Annotated in this window: 21 protein-coding genes and 1 pseudogene; 16 read left to right on the top strand and 6 right to left on the bottom strand. The window is 59.4% G+C overall.

What is annotated here, in order from left to right; genetic code table 11:
- Positions 1-56 precede the first annotated feature (56 nt).
- Positions 57-437: a hypothetical protein gene (locus tag FZ934_RS07865; RefSeq protein WP_153270608.1), complete on the top strand. Its 381-nt coding sequence runs from the start codon at positions 57-59 to the stop codon at positions 435-437.
- A gap of 181 nt (positions 438-618) precedes the next feature.
- Positions 619-780 carry an HNH endonuclease gene (locus FZ934_RS28645; RefSeq protein ID WP_432443616.1) on the top strand — a complete coding sequence of 54 codons (162 nt, stop codon included), beginning with the start codon at positions 619-621 and terminating at the stop codon, positions 778-780.
- Here the strand turns inward: FZ934_RS28645 and FZ934_RS07875 are convergent.
- Complete coding sequence (locus FZ934_RS07875) at positions 773-1,045, bottom strand: CRISPR-associated protein Cas2 (RefSeq protein WP_153270609.1); 273 nt, start codon at positions 1,043-1,045, stop codon at positions 773-775. The two genes, FZ934_RS28645 and FZ934_RS07875, sit on opposite strands and share 8 nt — an antisense overlap.
- Before the next feature lie 184 nt (positions 1,046-1,229).
- On the opposite strand from FZ934_RS07875, the gene FZ934_RS07880 reads away from it, so the two are divergent.
- The 9 genes from FZ934_RS07880 to FZ934_RS07920 are packed head-to-tail and all read left to right on the top strand — an operon-like array spanning position 1,230 to position 7,750.
- Positions 1,230-1,529, top strand: coding sequence for a head-tail connector protein (locus FZ934_RS07880; RefSeq protein ID WP_153270610.1), 300 nt, complete (start codon positions 1,230-1,232; stop codon positions 1,527-1,529).
- Entirely contained in the window at positions 1,520-1,885 is a 366-nt protein-coding gene (locus FZ934_RS07885) for an HK97-gp10 family putative phage morphogenesis protein (protein ID WP_153270611.1), read from the top strand. Before FZ934_RS07880 ends, FZ934_RS07885 begins: the two co-directional genes overlap by 10 nt.
- Positions 1,882-2,292 carry a DUF3168 domain-containing protein gene (locus FZ934_RS07890; protein ID WP_153270612.1) on the top strand — a complete coding sequence of 137 codons (411 nt, stop codon included), beginning with the start codon at positions 1,882-1,884 and terminating at the stop codon, positions 2,290-2,292. Before FZ934_RS07885 ends, FZ934_RS07890 begins: the two co-directional genes overlap by 4 nt.
- Positions 2,289-2,606 (top strand): phage head closure protein, encoded by a 318-nt coding sequence (locus tag FZ934_RS07895; RefSeq protein ID WP_194273770.1) that lies wholly within the window; start codon positions 2,289-2,291, stop codon positions 2,604-2,606. Before FZ934_RS07890 ends, FZ934_RS07895 begins: the two co-directional genes overlap by 4 nt.
- Positions 2,603-3,007, top strand: coding sequence for a phage terminase small subunit P27 family (locus FZ934_RS07900; protein WP_153270614.1), 405 nt, complete (start codon positions 2,603-2,605; stop codon positions 3,005-3,007). Before FZ934_RS07895 ends, FZ934_RS07900 begins: the two co-directional genes overlap by 4 nt.
- On the top strand, positions 2,970-4,601 hold the full coding sequence (locus tag FZ934_RS07905; RefSeq protein WP_246737854.1) for a terminase large subunit: 1,632 nt from the start codon (positions 2,970-2,972) through the stop codon (positions 4,599-4,601). The genes FZ934_RS07900 and FZ934_RS07905 overlap by 38 nt, the downstream gene beginning before the upstream one ends.
- Positions 4,602-4,610: 9 nt before the next feature.
- The gene (locus FZ934_RS07910) at positions 4,611-6,965 is read left to right on the top strand and encodes a M15 family metallopeptidase (protein WP_153270615.1); all 2,355 of its coding nucleotides are present in this window, start codon (positions 4,611-4,613) and stop codon (positions 6,963-6,965) included.
- Between the two features lie 3 nt (positions 6,966-6,968).
- Positions 6,969-7,175: a hypothetical protein gene (locus tag FZ934_RS07915; protein ID WP_153270616.1), complete on the top strand. Its 207-nt coding sequence runs from the start codon at positions 6,969-6,971 to the stop codon at positions 7,173-7,175.
- A complete protein-coding gene (locus FZ934_RS07920) occupies positions 7,172-7,750 on the top strand; it encodes a hypothetical protein (RefSeq protein WP_153270617.1) in 579 nt (192 codons plus the stop codon). The genes FZ934_RS07915 and FZ934_RS07920 overlap by 4 nt, the downstream gene beginning before the upstream one ends.
- Here FZ934_RS07920 and FZ934_RS07925 read toward each other — a convergent pair.
- Both FZ934_RS07925 and FZ934_RS07930 read right to left on the bottom strand, forming a co-directional pair.
- The gene (locus FZ934_RS07925) at positions 7,747-8,037 is read right to left on the bottom strand and encodes a hypothetical protein (RefSeq protein ID WP_153270618.1); all 291 of its coding nucleotides are present in this window, start codon (positions 8,035-8,037) and stop codon (positions 7,747-7,749) included. The two genes, FZ934_RS07920 and FZ934_RS07925, sit on opposite strands and share 4 nt — an antisense overlap.
- Positions 8,034-8,291 carry a helix-turn-helix domain-containing protein gene (locus FZ934_RS07930; RefSeq protein ID WP_246737855.1) on the bottom strand — a complete coding sequence of 86 codons (258 nt, stop codon included), beginning with the start codon at positions 8,289-8,291 and terminating at the stop codon, positions 8,034-8,036. Before FZ934_RS07930 ends, FZ934_RS07925 begins: the two co-directional genes overlap by 4 nt.
- A 116-nt stretch (positions 8,292-8,407) precedes the next feature.
- Here FZ934_RS07930 and FZ934_RS27765 point away from each other — a divergent pair, with 116 nt between their 5' ends.
- From FZ934_RS27765 to FZ934_RS07950, 5 genes and pseudogenes are all read left to right on the top strand, one after another.
- Positions 8,408-8,743: a hypothetical protein gene (locus FZ934_RS27765; RefSeq protein WP_194273816.1), complete on the top strand. Its 336-nt coding sequence runs from the start codon at positions 8,408-8,410 to the stop codon at positions 8,741-8,743.
- Complete coding sequence (locus FZ934_RS07935) at positions 8,718-8,906, top strand: HNH endonuclease (RefSeq protein ID WP_246737879.1); 189 nt, start codon at positions 8,718-8,720, stop codon at positions 8,904-8,906. The genes FZ934_RS27765 and FZ934_RS07935 overlap by 26 nt, the downstream gene beginning before the upstream one ends.
- Before the next feature lie 399 nt (positions 8,907-9,305).
- Positions 9,306-10,000: pseudogene (locus FZ934_RS07940) on the top strand (fumarylacetoacetate hydrolase family protein).
- A 12-nt stretch (positions 10,001-10,012) separates the two neighbouring features.
- Positions 10,013-10,543 (top strand): gamma carbonic anhydrase family protein, encoded by a 531-nt coding sequence (locus tag FZ934_RS07945; protein WP_153270620.1) that lies wholly within the window; start codon positions 10,013-10,015, stop codon positions 10,541-10,543.
- Between the two features lie 221 nt (positions 10,544-10,764).
- A complete protein-coding gene (locus tag FZ934_RS07950) occupies positions 10,765-10,947 on the top strand; it encodes a hypothetical protein (RefSeq protein ID WP_153270621.1) in 183 nt (60 codons plus the stop codon).
- 70 nt (positions 10,948-11,017) lie between these two features.
- Here the strand turns inward: FZ934_RS07950 and FZ934_RS07955 are convergent, their stop codons facing one another.
- From FZ934_RS07955 to FZ934_RS07965, 3 genes are read right to left on the bottom strand one after another with little or no spacing between them, the layout of a single operon-like run.
- Positions 11,018-11,416, bottom strand: a complete 399-nt coding sequence (locus FZ934_RS07955) for a Fur family transcriptional regulator (protein ID WP_153270622.1) — start codon at positions 11,414-11,416, stop codon at positions 11,018-11,020.
- Complete coding sequence (locus FZ934_RS07960) at positions 11,413-12,231, bottom strand: metal ABC transporter permease (protein ID WP_153270623.1); 819 nt, start codon at positions 12,229-12,231, stop codon at positions 11,413-11,415. The genes FZ934_RS07955 and FZ934_RS07960 overlap by 4 nt, the downstream gene beginning before the upstream one ends.
- Complete coding sequence (locus FZ934_RS07965) at positions 12,224-13,168, bottom strand: ATP-binding cassette domain-containing protein (protein ID WP_153270624.1); 945 nt, start codon at positions 13,166-13,168, stop codon at positions 12,224-12,226. Before FZ934_RS07965 ends, FZ934_RS07960 begins: the two co-directional genes overlap by 8 nt.
- Positions 13,169-13,241: the final 73 nt, after the last annotated feature.

Consider the following 13,241-nt stretch of genomic DNA (forward strand, 5'->3'; position numbering starts at 1 on the left):
CTAGTTGTTCTGGGCGGCCTTCGGGTCGCCCTTTCTCTTTTCGGAAGGAATTTCCAATGCGTTCCATCGCAGCAAATATCGGCGCCAAGACTTCAATCGATCCTGCCGTCCAGGCAGCCAGCGTCAACGGCACCGGCATCGACACCCTTGGCTTTAACAGCCTGGCATTCATCGTCCAGACGGGCGCCATTGTTGGCTCTGGCGCGTTCAGCGTGTCGCTCGAGGATAGCGATGACAACTCCATTTTTGCGGCCGTGGCTGCTGACCAAGTGAAGTCCAACGCTCCGGCCACGCTCGCGGCGAGCTCCACCTACAAGGTTGGATATCACGGCTTCAAACGTTACGTTCGCCCGGTCCTGACCAAGGCAAGCGGCACGTCCATCGCCGCTGGTGTTACCGCGGTGCTTGGCAACGCTGCTCAGCGGCCTATTGCCTAACTTGATATGCCCTTGCGGCTTTTCTGTCCCTAAGGGCACCAAGTGCGACTGCCGTCAAAAGGCGGCGGTTGCACGGCAGAAGGCCAACGACGGTGCGCGTGGCACGGCTGCTGAGCGTGGGTACGACAAGGATTGGTTTAGGCTACGCCACCACTTCCTCAAGGCGCATCCACTGTGCTGCGTGTGCGGTGAAAAGGCCACGCACGTCGACCACATCAAATCCATCAGAGAAGCGCCGCAGCTGAGACTAGAGCCGAGCAACCTGCGCAGCATGTGCGGCCCGTGCCATTCGAGGCGAACGGCACGTGACCAGTCACAGGCATGGGGTAAGAGGATCACCTAGAAGGTGGGTTGTTCTTGATCCAATCGTTAGTGCCGCCCCTGGCATTCCTGTAGTAGTGGCTGTTGGTCAGCTCTAGGGCCCAAAGCTTGTCATCATCATCGACGAATGATGCCAGATGGTCGACCAGCTCCTTTGCGGTGTTGTCCACATTAACAAGCCAGAGCGACTCAAGCGTACGGTGGGCACCCAAGCGTTCGAGCTCATCCCATAGCGTCTGATAGTCCTTGCGCTTGATAAGATCATACGAAACCAAGAAATCCGTCATGCAATCATCCCGTTTGTTACGCGACCCCGACGTCGCAGTTAACAGGTGGTAAACGCTGCGCGCTGTTGCAACCCCCACGTTTAAAAAATCACATGAAGGGGGTGGGTAATCAACTTTGGCCCATTCGGCCCTTACCACCCGCGCCCACATCTTCGCAATAAATCCAAATTGGAGATTTCATCTCATGGCAGTCGTCACGCTGGACGAAATGAAAGCGCATCTCGGCGTGACCGATGATGCTGACAACACCCTGATTGAGGGCAAAATTGCCGCCGCTCAAGCATGGATAGAGCAATATCTCGGCTATGAAATCGAAACCGAATTTCCGGATGAAGTGCCGGCGGATCTGGTTGATGCCGTTAAGCAGCAGGCCGCGCACGCGTTTGAGAACCGCGAGTCAACCGTGGTTGGCGTCACCATCCAGGCTGCGCCGAACGGCGTTGAAGACGTGATCCGCAACCGTCGGAATTACTCATGGCAGTGACCAAGGACGCGGCGGAAATTGCCCGCCTTTTTCAATCCATTCCGGCCCAGGTTAAGCGCGACATAGAGCCAGCCATCGACCAAGGCGCCACCGAAATCATGATGCGCGCACGCTACCTAGCGCCATCTGATGACGGGGATCTGCGCGACAGCATCCGCAAAGAAGCCGGCGAGCGAGAGCTCAGCGTGCGGGTGTTCACGGACAGCGACCACGCTCTGTATCAGGAATATGGAACCGTGAAGATGGCGCGGAACAGCTTCTGGTGGGTGGCCGTCAATACAACGAAAAAGCGCGTGAAGAGGCGCATAGACAGAGCCATCAGCAAGGCCATTGACAAGGCGTGGGGGAAGAAATGACCGAAGTATCTCTAGCCGCTCAGCGTGCCGCTGTGGTCGCAATGCGTGGCTATCAAGACCTCACCGACATCGTGCCGCCGCTGCACATCTTTGACCGCAATCAAAGGCCGGAAGTCTTCCCCTGCGTCATAGTCGGTGACGCCATGGTGGACAGCGATGACATTGACTGCGCCGACACCAGTGAGGTTTCGCTCGATTTCCACGTCTGGGCGGTGGAGGACGGGCTTGTTTGTTGCAAATCCATTGCCGGCGAAATGCGGCGGGCGTTGCGTCGCCTATCTACCGAGCTAGACGGCTTCAAACTCAACTTCATGTTTGGTGGCGCCCGCTATCTCCGCGACCCCGGTGGCGAACACAGTCACGGGGTGGTGACATTCATTGTGCGCGCATGGGAGCCAGTCACGTGAGATCAGGAAAGCTGGACAACACCATAGTCCTGTGGTCGGCGACCTATGTCGACGACGGCTACGGAAACCTAGTGCCGCAGGAGACAGAATTTGCCACCTTGCGTGCGCAGATCATTGAGGAGAGCACCGACGAATTCATGCGAAACTATGGCGCATCGACCGAGCGCCTGAAGATATTTCGCACCCGCTTCATTGATGGGGTCTATGTCAGCATGACCGTCATCCACAACGGCGTTACCTACAATCTGAAGCAGATCAAGGAAATCGGCCGACGCCGTGGACTCGAACTTCGCTGCGTGGCGGTGGGTGCATGAAGGGCCGCAAGGCTGCCGTCACGGCGCTGGACGGCGCGCTTTCGAAGGCACCTCCTCCGCCGAAGTGGCTTCCAGCTCATGGGAAGGCAGAGTGGCGGCGGGTGGTTCCTCAATTGGTGAGCAGCCGGAAGATTGCCGAACATGAGCTTGGCACCGTCGAAGCCTACTGCCTTGCCGTAGCGAACATGCGGCAAGCCGAAGCCATCGTGGCCGACCAAGGGCCTACATATGTGTCACCAACCGGTGAATTGAAACGACACCCCGCCACCATGCTTGTGAAAGAGGCCGTTGAGGCTTCGCGCCGCCTAGCCGCAGAGCTCGGTTTGACGCCGGCAAGCCGTGGCAAGAATTCAGGAGGCGCCATTGGCAACGACGACGCCGACGGGCTCGGGGATATCTAGCTACCCCGCGTGGGTATTTGACAACTCTCCAATTCCAGATCCTCACGGAAAAGGTCAGAGGGCCGTCGATTTTCTAAGGGCTCTTCGGCATCCCAAGTCGAGTTTGCCTGGCCGTCAATTTCAATTGGACCGCTGGCAGGACCGGATAATTCGCAAGGTTTACGGCGATACCAAACCAGACGGCACCCGCCGTATCAAGACCGTGTTTGCGCTCATTCCGCGAGGCAACCGCAAAACCACATTGGGCGCGGCTCTGGCAATGCTTCATCTCGGCCCGGAGCGCATCCCCGGCTCGCAGGTGGTTTCAGCTGCGGTAGACCGTGACCAGGCTCGCATCGCCCTAGAAGAGATGAAGGGTGTCATTGGCGCGCATCCGCGGCTGGAGGAAGCCTTTCAGGTCCAAGACACGAAGAACCGGATCAACCACCGGAAATCCGCTGCCTTCTACCGCGCTATGTCTGCAGACGCCGCTACGGCTCACGGCCGCACACCGGTGTTTGCACTGGTCGACGAACTGCATGCGTGGAAAAAGCGCGACCTCTGGGATGCGATTAAGACGGGCCTTGTGAAGACGCCGGGCTCTCTTCTGGTCGTCACCACCACAGCCGGTATCGGTCGGGAGAATGTCGCCTATGATATGTACTCATACGCGCAGAAGGTGGCGACTGGCGTTATTGAAGATGACGCATTCCTGCCCATTCTCTTCGAAGCCGACAAGGATGAAGATTGGCGTGATGAGGCGGTTTGGCACCGTGTAAACCCTGGGCTTTCTTGCACTCCTCCGTACCCTGATATCGATGGTATGCGGCAGATGGTGCGCGAGGCGGAGCACCGGCCAGCTGACCGCGAGATGTTTCGCCAGCTTCACCTCAATATCTGGCTGGACGGCGCCGCCAATCCCGAATGGGATCTCGGTATCTGGGATGAGAACGCCGGCGAGCTGGATCTGTCTTCCTGGGAAGGTAGGCGGGCATGGATTGGCGTTGACCTGTCCAAGCGCATCGACCTCTCGGCAGTGGCTACGGCAATCGAACTTGATGATGGCCGCCTTGCCTTGCACGTCCAATCGTTCACGCCTGAGGCCCAGCTACGGCGTCGCGCTGATAGTGATGGCGCTCCGTATCCGTTATGGGCCGAGCAAGGCTGGCTCACAGTCTGTCCCGGCGACATCGTCGACTACAGCTACATTGAATCGCACGTCCGCAAGATGGCTGACATGTTCACGGTCGAGGAGGTCAATTTTGACCCCTATATGGCGCGCGACATGGTGGCCTCGCTTGAGGGCTCCGGCATTCCGGTGAACCTCTTCAGTCAGGGCATCATGAACTTCGCGAAGCCGGTCGTCGACTTCGAGGACATGATGATGACCAGGCGCCTAGTCCATGGGGGCAACCCGCTTCTCCGCTGGTCCGTTGGAAACACGGTGATGCAGCGCGACGCGAACGAGAACCGCAAACCCAACAAAGACCGCTCATCCGACCGCATTGACCCGACGGTGGCCAGCATCATGGCGGTTGCGCGAGCGGTGGCGAATGCCACTGGCCGCTCTTCCTATGATGACGCGCCGGACGATCCAGACCTTTATTCCGTTTAAGGAGCCGCAATGGCGAATGAAGAAAAAAAGCTTGTCGTCGACGTCATGGCGCGTGTCGACAAGCTCGAAAAGGGAATGGCGCGCGCCGCCGCCAATGTGAACAAACAGAGCGCCGTGATGGAGGCGCGCACCAAGAAGTTTGCCGTTTCCCTTGAATCCAATATCACGTCGGCAGTCGACAAGGTCAACGGCGCTCTCGGCAAGATTGGCCTAGGCGGCATTGCGGCCGGTGGCGTCGCCGGCATTGTTGCCGGCCTAGCATCTATTGCCAAGGGCGTTGCTGAAATCGGCGACCAGGCGAAGGTCGCCGGCATCAACGTTAAGGCGTTCCAAGAGCTCAAGTACGTTGCTGAGCAGAACCGTATTGGAATCGACTCGCTTACCGACGGCATCAAGGAACTGAACCTTCGCGCCGACGAATTCATTGTGACCGGCCAGGGCTCGGCTGCGGAGGCTTTTCAGCGTCTTGGATACAATTCCGAGACCCTTGCGAAAAAGCTAAAGGATCCAAGTGAGCTTTTTGCCGAAATCATCGGCCGGCTAAAGCAGTTCGACAAAGCCGCACAGATCCGTATCGCCGATGAGGTTTTCGGCGGCACCGGTGGCGAGAAGTTCGTGCAGCTCATCAACCAAGGGGCCGAAGGCATCCGCGCCACCACAAAGGAGGCGAACGCCCTTGGCCTTGTGATGGACGACGCCCTTATTCGGCGCGCTGAGGAGATCGATCGCCGGTTCAACGCCATCAGCAACACCGTTGGCATGAACTTGAAAAGCGCTATCGTTTCGGCAGCCGACAGCTTGGCTGATTTCATTGACGGGTTTCGCGACTTCCAGAACCAGCAGACCAAAACGCTGGATAATCGCCAGATCGAACTCGGCCAGCAGCGGCTTGAGCTTGAGAACAAAATCCTCGAGGCACAAAACAATAGCACGTTGTCGGTTCGGAACCGAACGCGCGCGATTGAGACCTACCAGGCGCAGCTAAGGAAGGTCGCCGAGGAAGAAGCCAAGATTGTCGACGTGATCAACGGCCGCGTGAAGGCTGCACAGCGCCCCACCGACCGCACTTGGACACCGCCCGTTGCTCCGCCCGGCGGTTTTGGATCCACGGGTAGCGGCAAGGCGGACCTTTCGCGGTTTCTCGCGCCCGGCAAGGACGCCAGCTCTATCAGCGGAATGTCTTCGTCATTTGAGAGTAAGCTTGAAAAGCTCTTCGCGGCGCTGCCCGTCGAGCTAGCCAATCAGATCAAGATCAACTCCGGCTTCCGTTCCAACGAACGCCAGGCCCAGTTGTGGCAACAGGCGTTGGAGAAATACGGCTCCGTTTCCGAAGCGCGCAAGTGGGTGGCCCCGCCTGGCAACAGCCAGCACAACAAAGGCAACGCCGCCGACCTTGGATATGGGAGCTCAGCAGCGAAGGATTGGGTGCATCAGAATGCTAGCCGCTTCGGCCTCTCCTTTCCTTTGTCGAACGAGGATTGGCATATTGAGGATTCCGACGCGCGGTCGAAGGACGTGGCCGACAAGACCAAGGATCTGGAAGCCCGCGGGAAAGCCTATGATGACATTATCGCCAAGGCTCAACAGTTCGTCGCTGAGCAGGGATTGGAGGCCGACGCTCTCGGGATGACCGAACAGGCGGCTGCGAAGCTTCGGTATGAGCAGGAACTGCTAAATGCCGCCAAGGAAGCCGGAATTCAGCTAAACCCCGCACAGGTCAACAGCCTCAAGGAACTTGCGGCGAATATGGCCGAAGCCGAGGCCCGGACGCGCCAGCTCGGCAAGAGCCAAGAGGAAGCGGCACAGAAAGCTGCGGAACTGGCCAACGCCGGCAAGGAAATTGTCGGAGGCTTTGTTTCTGACCTTATCCATGGCGTTTCGGCAGCCGACGCTCTCCGCAACGCCTTGGCTCGTGTAGCTGACACAATGCTGAGTTCCGCTCTTGATCAGCTCTTCGGTGGTGGCACAGTGAAGGCGGGCGGCGGGCTACTGGGTGGTCTCTTCAGCAGTATCTTTTCCGGTATCGGCAAGAATGCCAACGGCACCGACAATTGGCGCGGCGGCCTCAGTGTCGTCGGCGAGCGGGGTCCGGAAATTGTGAACCTGCCGCAAGGCGCGCAGGTAATCCCGAACCACAAACTGATCACTGCCCCAGTGGCGCCGTCGCTTAAAGGGAGTGGCGGAGCATCCACCGTCAATAACGCCAGCACGCTCAACGTCAACGTCTCCGGCGCCAACGGCGATGACCACGTCCGAATGCTGGTCAAGCAAGGCGTCGGTGAGGCGCTAGCCGAGCAGAATGAAAGAATGCGCCGCGGCGGGTTCGGCCAGATGCAAGATCAATGGAGTGCCCAGAAGGGATAGGGAATGTCACATCATCATCAAATGCGCCTTTGGCAGTACGGGCTAGCGCAGCCCGGCAGCATGTACTCCCAAGTCAATCAGGATCCCATTTTCAGCCCGCTTTTTACAGCGCTCTTTTCGCCCATTTTCGGCGCTGGAACTGCATTGGGTATTGCAAAAGTAGTTGGCGCAATCGCCGTATCAGCCATCACGAAAGGAATTCAACTTTGACCGCAATTAACATAATCGTCCGCGAGACGGATGTTTCAATCATCACCGACAGCAAGGCCGGCATGCCTGCCAACATTGGCCATGACTTCAACGCCGCAAAGGTGATCCCTATCCCTCATATGAGAGTAGCCGTTGCAACCCGCGGGAAGCTAAGCGCGCTTGGCAATGTCGCCAGCACAATTGCCACCCACGCATTTGATTACGAGTCGGCGCGTGCATTCATGGCCGCCCACTACAGCACGCTCGGCATCGACGACACCGAAGTAGTGGTTGCCGGCTGGAGCGAGGAAGGACCAGCCGCTTTTATCATCTCCAAGGCTAACACCGACGGGAAAATCGAGGACATCGAGCGCGGTGTACTTGTTACGCCTGTGGTGGAGCATTCCGTGTTCGACGCGTTCGCAGCTGACCCCGTCGGGAAGATGATCGATCTTGTTCGGCACCAGGCCGAGAACAACAGCGTGGTTGGCGGCTTCACCAACGTCTGCACCATAGGGCCGGACAGCATTCTGACCTACACTGCCGACGTGCTAGACAATCTCGGCATGAAGCCGCCGTGTGCGGTTGCTGCCTAGCTGCCGGCCAGTGCATCCAGCGGCGGGAAGTGCGGGAGCCGCAGGACAACCTGCGCTTCCGCCGCGAGGCCAGCCAGGGCGCCGGCGCGACAACCCGGCGTCACATCCTTTCCGCAGATCCGGTCAGCACTGACAATCAAGGAATGGCCGTGCAGGTTGCGCACCAGGAGCGTGCGGCCTTCTGGAGTGTTGGCCATAGGCGGGATTGTGATGATCCGGATGCCGCCCACAAGGATAACAGCCACGGTGAGGATAATGAGCAAGCCGACGGGGAGAGCGGTTTTCATTTCTGCTCACTCTCGGCCCGCGCCATTGCGTGCTCGCTCAGTTTGATGACCCCGTCACCGCGGCCATCCTTGATGAACAAGACGCCAGCGTTCTCTAGCGCGGCCGCTATCTTGTCGCGCGTCACGGCATTCAAGCCACCGCGCTCATTCTCATAGCGTGTGATGGTGGCAGTGGTGACACCAGCCATAGCGGCAAGGTCTCGAACGCCTATCTTGAGCGCCGAACGAGCCATCCGAAGTTGCGCGGGGTTCATTATTGTTACCCTGTAAAAAAAAGTTATTACACTGTGTTGACACAGTTATTACGTGGTAGTAAGTTCTTTCCACGGTGTAACACATCGGTACAGAAACGCAACGAGGAGTAATTCAGATGTCTGCAGAAGCGACCCACACAGGAAGAATTCAGCTCCCGCGCAGCTTGCTCGGAAGAAGAAGATCCTTCGAATTTCGCATCGGCCAACAGGTCGATTTCCACGGCGATCGCGCAGTCATTACTGGCCGCCAGCTGACAGCCATTGGCAAAGAGCTCTACGACATCACAATGTATTGCGCCGATCGACCGCATCGAACCGTTCGGGGCGAGTACTTGGTAGCGACCGATGAATACCGAGACACGACGCATCTTCACGCTAATTCTGTTTCACCGGCAAGGCGGCATGTGCTGCTACTGCCGTCGCTTCATGACGATCAGCTACGAGCCGCGTGAGCGCTCACGTCCCCAAGCCGCAACGCTAGAACATCTTCATCGCAAGGCTGACGGCGGCAGGGACAACAGAGACAACTTCGCTGCGGCCTGCAAAGAGTGCAACAACCGCCGCGGCAACCGCGACTGGCTCTATTTTACCAGTTTGAAGCGAAACGAGTTTTAGGGCGCGATCTTGCGCGCCGGTCAGCGAGAAACCCGCTGGCCTCTTTTATACCAAGCCACCACAGAGCGCCACCGGTCTCACCAGCCGGTGGCTTTTCAGTTGGTACGACAGGAAGTACGACACGCCTTCCGAAGGCCTATATCTCAGGCCAAGTCCGTCCAGTCGATCATCGGCGCAACGGCGAAGATCGGCTGGCCTGACGTCAGGGCCTCGGCGTAGAAATTGGATGTGCTCATGCTGCGCTCATAGCGCAAAGGCGGGCGAAATGCCAGTTTGCCGGGCGCAGGGCAGCAATGCGGCGATGCGCTGCCAAATCGCCGCGACGATGACGAACCGCGCTTCCCCCCTCGCAGCGTTTGCGTCTAAGATGCCTGACGTCATGAACAGCAAGAGCCTGCAATGTCCCTTTCCGCGACCGTCATCCCCCTGCCGCAACCCGTCCTTCTTCCCGTCGAAGGCACCGCCGAGGCCTTTCCGGTGCGCCGCGTCTACTGCGTCGGGCGCAACTATGCCGACCACGCGATCGAGATGGGCCACGACCCGAGCCGCGAGCCGCCGTTCTTTTTCCAGAAGAACGCCGACAACCTGCTGCCGGCGGGCAAGGATTTCCCTACCCGCCGCTCTCGAGCGATGTGCATTTCGAGGTCGAATGCGTCCTGGCGCTGAAGGCCGGCGGCCAGAACATTGCCGCCGACAAGGCGCTCGACTGCATCTACGGCTACGCCGTCGGCATCGACTTCACCCGTCGCGATCTGCAGGCCGAAGCCAAGAAGCTCGGTCGCCCCTGGGAGGTCGCCAAGGCTTTCGAATATTCCGCACCCGTTTCGCCGATCGTCCCTGCGGCGAAGCTCGGCCATCCCTCGGTCGGCCGGATCTGGCTGGAGCTGAACGGCAAGCGCGTCCAGGATGGCGACCTCAACCAGATGATCTGGAAGGTGCCGGAGATCATCGCCGAACTCTCGAAGCTCTTCATCCTGGCACCCGGCGACGTGATCATGACCGGCACGCCTGCCGGCGTCGGCGCCGTGACCAAAGGCGACCGCGTCGAGTGCGGCATTGACGGTGTCGCCTCCCTGTCGGTCAAGGTGGCCTGAGAGGAGACGTCCATGCCTGTCTACGCCCTCGGGGGACTGACCCCGGATCTGCCGGCACCCGGCACCTACTGGATCGCACCGGGTGCCCATGTCATCGGTCAGGTCTCGCTTGGCGCCGATGTCGGCGTCTGGTTCGGCGCGGTGCTGCGCGGCGACAACGAGCCGATCACGGTCGGCGCGGCGACGAACATCCAGGAAGGCGCAATGTTGCACACCGATCCCGGACATCCGGTCACGATCGGCGAAGGCTGCACCATCGGCCATCACGCCATCGTCCACGGCTGCACGATCGGCGATAATTCGCTTGTTGGCATGGGCGCCACGGTCCTGAACGGCGCCAGGATCGGCAACAACTGCCTCGTCGGCGCCAATGCGCTGATCACCGAGGGCAAGGAGTTTCCCGACAATTCCCTGATCGTCGGCTCGCCGGCCCGCGCCATCCGCACCCTCGATGCGGATGCAATCAAGGGCCTCAGCCACGCGGCTGAAAAATATGTCGCCAACTGGCAGCGTTTTGCACGGGATCTAAAGCGGCTGGATTGACTGAATAATAGCGCCAAAAGTCCGCATTTAACTCGACGAGTATTCAGATCTGCATATCAGAATCAGTCTGAACCTGTTGATTTCCAACACAGCGAGGTATTCCGTCTCATTCCGCACTGAACGATCCCCAAAGTGCTTGACCATGTGTCCGACACCTGTGCTTTGCGTCAAATTCGCCACGCGAGCAAAAAGGTGCCCAGCGCTTCAAAAGGGACACCGGAATGACCACACACCTTCTCAACCTCCTAATCGCTCTCTACTCGCTAGATCTGACGAGAGATGAGATTCTTGGATTGCTGTTTGTCTGGGTCGCCGCCATCCAATACGTCAGTGGCACCAAGAACACCGATCAGACTTCCAACGATAAGGCAAAGAGCAAGCGTAAACGTGGACGAGAAAAGTAGGATGTCGGAAATGCGAGCCTGCACCACAGCTAATCGAGCCAGCCACCTCGCCCTTTGTCGAAGCCAACCGCTACGCCGCGCAGGCCTCGCACTGCCCGCGGATCTCGATCGTCGTCTTCTCGGCCTTGAACTTCTTGGCCTTCGTCCAGTGCATCAGCCGGTGGTCGACCTCATGATCGTGGAACTCCATCACCTGGCCGCAGCTCTCGCAGATCGCAAAGGCGACGATGCCGTGGCTGTGGCAGTTATCGCCGGGGTGGGCGCAGGCGACGAAGGAATTGATGCTTTCGAGCCGGTGCACGACGCCGTATTCGAGCAGCTTCTCCAGCGCCCGATAGACCTGCAGCGGCGCGCGAAATCCGTGGTCGCGCAGCTTGTCGAGAATGGTGTAGGCGCTGAGCGGCCCGTCGGCCTTTTCGAGAACATCGAAGACCAGAGCCTGGTTCTTGGTCAGTGCCGGTGCGCTCATGAGCCTTGTCCTTCCGTGATCGTCTGCCGCCGCCCGAGCTTGGGCAGCAGGCTGAGTATGAAGAGAATGAGAGCTGCGACGACGATCGACGGCCCGGAGGGCGTGTCGTAGGTCAGGGAGCCAAACAGCCCGCCGACAACCGCGACGGCACCGATCAGAGAGGCAAAGACGGCCATCACCTCCGGCGTAGAAGCGAAGCGCCGTGCCGCCGCCGCGGGGATGATCAGCAGCGAGGTGATCAGCATGATGCCGACGATCTTCATGGCAATGGCGATGACGACGGCCATCAGCAGCATGAAGAAGAGCCGCGCCCGCTCCGGCTTCAGCCCTTCGGCCTCTGCGAGCTCGGGATTGACGGTGGAGGCGAGAAGCGGCAGCCAAAGCCAGGCGATCGCAGCCAGCACGAGAATGCCACCGCCCCAGATCATAACAATATCCGTCTTCGAGACCGCGAGGATGTCGCCGAACAGGAAGGCGATGAGATCGATGCGCACCCAGCTCATGAACGCGACCATGACAAGCCCGATCGCCAGCGTCGCATGCGAGAGGATGCCGAGCAGCGCATCGGCCGAGAGCGCCTGCCGCTTCTGCAGCACGAGCAGCAGGATCGAGACGGCGGCCGCGACTATGAAGACCGAGAGCGTCAGGTTGAACTGCATCAGCAGCGACAGCGCGACGCCGAGCAGTGCGGAATGCGAGATCGTGTCGCCGAAATAAGCCATGCGCCGCCAGATGATGAAGCAGCCGAGCGGGCCGGTTGTCAGCGCAAGGCCAACGCCTGCGAGGATGGCGCGGACGAAGAAATCGTCAAACATGGCGCTCTCCCGCCGGCTGCTTATGCCCGTGCCCGTCATCGGCCGTATGATGGTGGGCATGGTCATGATGCTCGTGACCATGATCATGTGCCGTGTGAGTGTGGCCAGCATGGTGATGCCCGGCATGATCGTGGTGATGGCCATCATCAGGGTGGCAATGGTCCGTCACCGAGCCATCTGCATGCAACACGCGGCCATCGGGGAGATGCGTATGATCATGGTCATGACTGTAGACGGCCAGCGACTGCGCGGCGCGGCTGCCAAACAGGCGCACATACTCGGCGCTCTGCGTCACCGCCTGTGGCGTTCCCCGGCAGCACACATGGCCATTGAGGCAGATGACCGTATCGGTCGCCGCCATCACCACATGGAGGTCGTGCGAGATGAGGAGGATGCCGCAGCCCGTCGTGTTGCGGATTGTCTTGATCAGGTCGTAGATGGCGATCTCGCCGGAGAAATCGACACCCTGCACCGGCTCGTCGAGGACAAGCAGATCCGGCTTGCGGGCAATGGCGCGCGCCATCAGCGCCCGCTGGAACTCGCCGCCCGAGAGATGCTGCACCTCAGCGTCCAGCATATGCGAGAGGCCGACTGCGTCGAGCGCCTCGTTCATGTCACCGGCCGACAGCGGTCCGGTTAGCGTCATCAGCCGGCGCACTGTGAGCGGCAGCGTCCAGTCGATCGCCAGTTTCTGCGGCACATAGCCGACCTTGAGGCCGCCGGCGCGCTCCACCTTTCCCTCGTCGGGCTTCAAGACGCCGATCGCCGTCTTCACGGTCGTCGACTTGCCCGAGCCGTTCGGGCCGATCAGCGTGACAATCTCGCCGCGCGAGACGGAGAAATCCACGCCGCGGACGAGCCAGCGGCCGTTTCTGCGTACGCCGACGTTGGAAAGCGAGACCAATGGCTTGGCTTCGGAATTTGCGGGAGGGAACATCATTTTTCCGAATGTGCTGTTGCGACTTGCTATCGCACACGTTATAGCATAACGCAATTGATGTAATAACATT

This window comes from Rhizobium grahamii (assembly GCF_009498215.1).
Classification (GTDB): Bacteria; Pseudomonadota; Alphaproteobacteria; order Rhizobiales; family Rhizobiaceae; genus Rhizobium; species Rhizobium grahamii_A.

Coding starts and splice junctions, on each gene's coding strand:
- FZ934_RS07915 (WP_153270616.1), top strand. CDS start 6,969: ATGTCACATCATCATCAAATGCGCCTTTGGCAGTACGGGCTAGCGCAG.
- FZ934_RS07885 (WP_153270611.1), top strand. CDS start 1,520: ATGGCAGTGACCAAGGACGCGGCGGAAATTGCCCGCCTTTTTCAATCC.
- FZ934_RS07880 (WP_153270610.1), top strand. CDS start 1,230: ATGGCAGTCGTCACGCTGGACGAAATGAAAGCGCATCTCGGCGTGACC.
- FZ934_RS07960 (WP_153270623.1), bottom strand. CDS start 12,231: ATGTTTGACGATTTCTTCGTCCGCGCCATCCTCGCAGGCGTTGGCCTT.
- FZ934_RS07950 (WP_153270621.1), top strand. CDS start 10,765: ATGACCACACACCTTCTCAACCTCCTAATCGCTCTCTACTCGCTAGAT.
- FZ934_RS07875 (WP_153270609.1), bottom strand. CDS start 1,045: ATGACGGATTTCTTGGTTTCGTATGATCTTATCAAGCGCAAGGACTAT.
- FZ934_RS07965 (WP_153270624.1), bottom strand. CDS start 13,168: ATGTTCCCTCCCGCAAATTCCGAAGCCAAGCCATTGGTCTCGCTTTCC.
- FZ934_RS27765 (WP_194273816.1), top strand. CDS start 8,408: ATGTCTGCAGAAGCGACCCACACAGGAAGAATTCAGCTCCCGCGCAGC.
- FZ934_RS07900 (WP_153270614.1), top strand. CDS start 2,603: ATGAAGGGCCGCAAGGCTGCCGTCACGGCGCTGGACGGCGCGCTTTCG.
- FZ934_RS07955 (WP_153270622.1), bottom strand. CDS start 11,416: ATGAGCGCACCGGCACTGACCAAGAACCAGGCTCTGGTCTTCGATGTT.
- FZ934_RS07890 (WP_153270612.1), top strand. CDS start 1,882: ATGACCGAAGTATCTCTAGCCGCTCAGCGTGCCGCTGTGGTCGCAATG.
- FZ934_RS07945 (WP_153270620.1), top strand. CDS start 10,013: ATGCCTGTCTACGCCCTCGGGGGACTGACCCCGGATCTGCCGGCACCC.
- FZ934_RS07935 (WP_246737879.1), top strand. CDS start 8,718: ATGACGATCAGCTACGAGCCGCGTGAGCGCTCACGTCCCCAAGCCGCA.
- FZ934_RS07925 (WP_153270618.1), bottom strand. CDS start 8,037: ATGAAAACCGCTCTCCCCGTCGGCTTGCTCATTATCCTCACCGTGGCT.
- FZ934_RS07865 (WP_153270608.1), top strand. CDS start 57: ATGCGTTCCATCGCAGCAAATATCGGCGCCAAGACTTCAATCGATCCT.
- FZ934_RS07910 (WP_153270615.1), top strand. CDS start 4,611: ATGGCGAATGAAGAAAAAAAGCTTGTCGTCGACGTCATGGCGCGTGTC.
- FZ934_RS07930 (WP_246737855.1), bottom strand. CDS start 8,291: ATGAACCCCGCGCAACTTCGGATGGCTCGTTCGGCGCTCAAGATAGGC.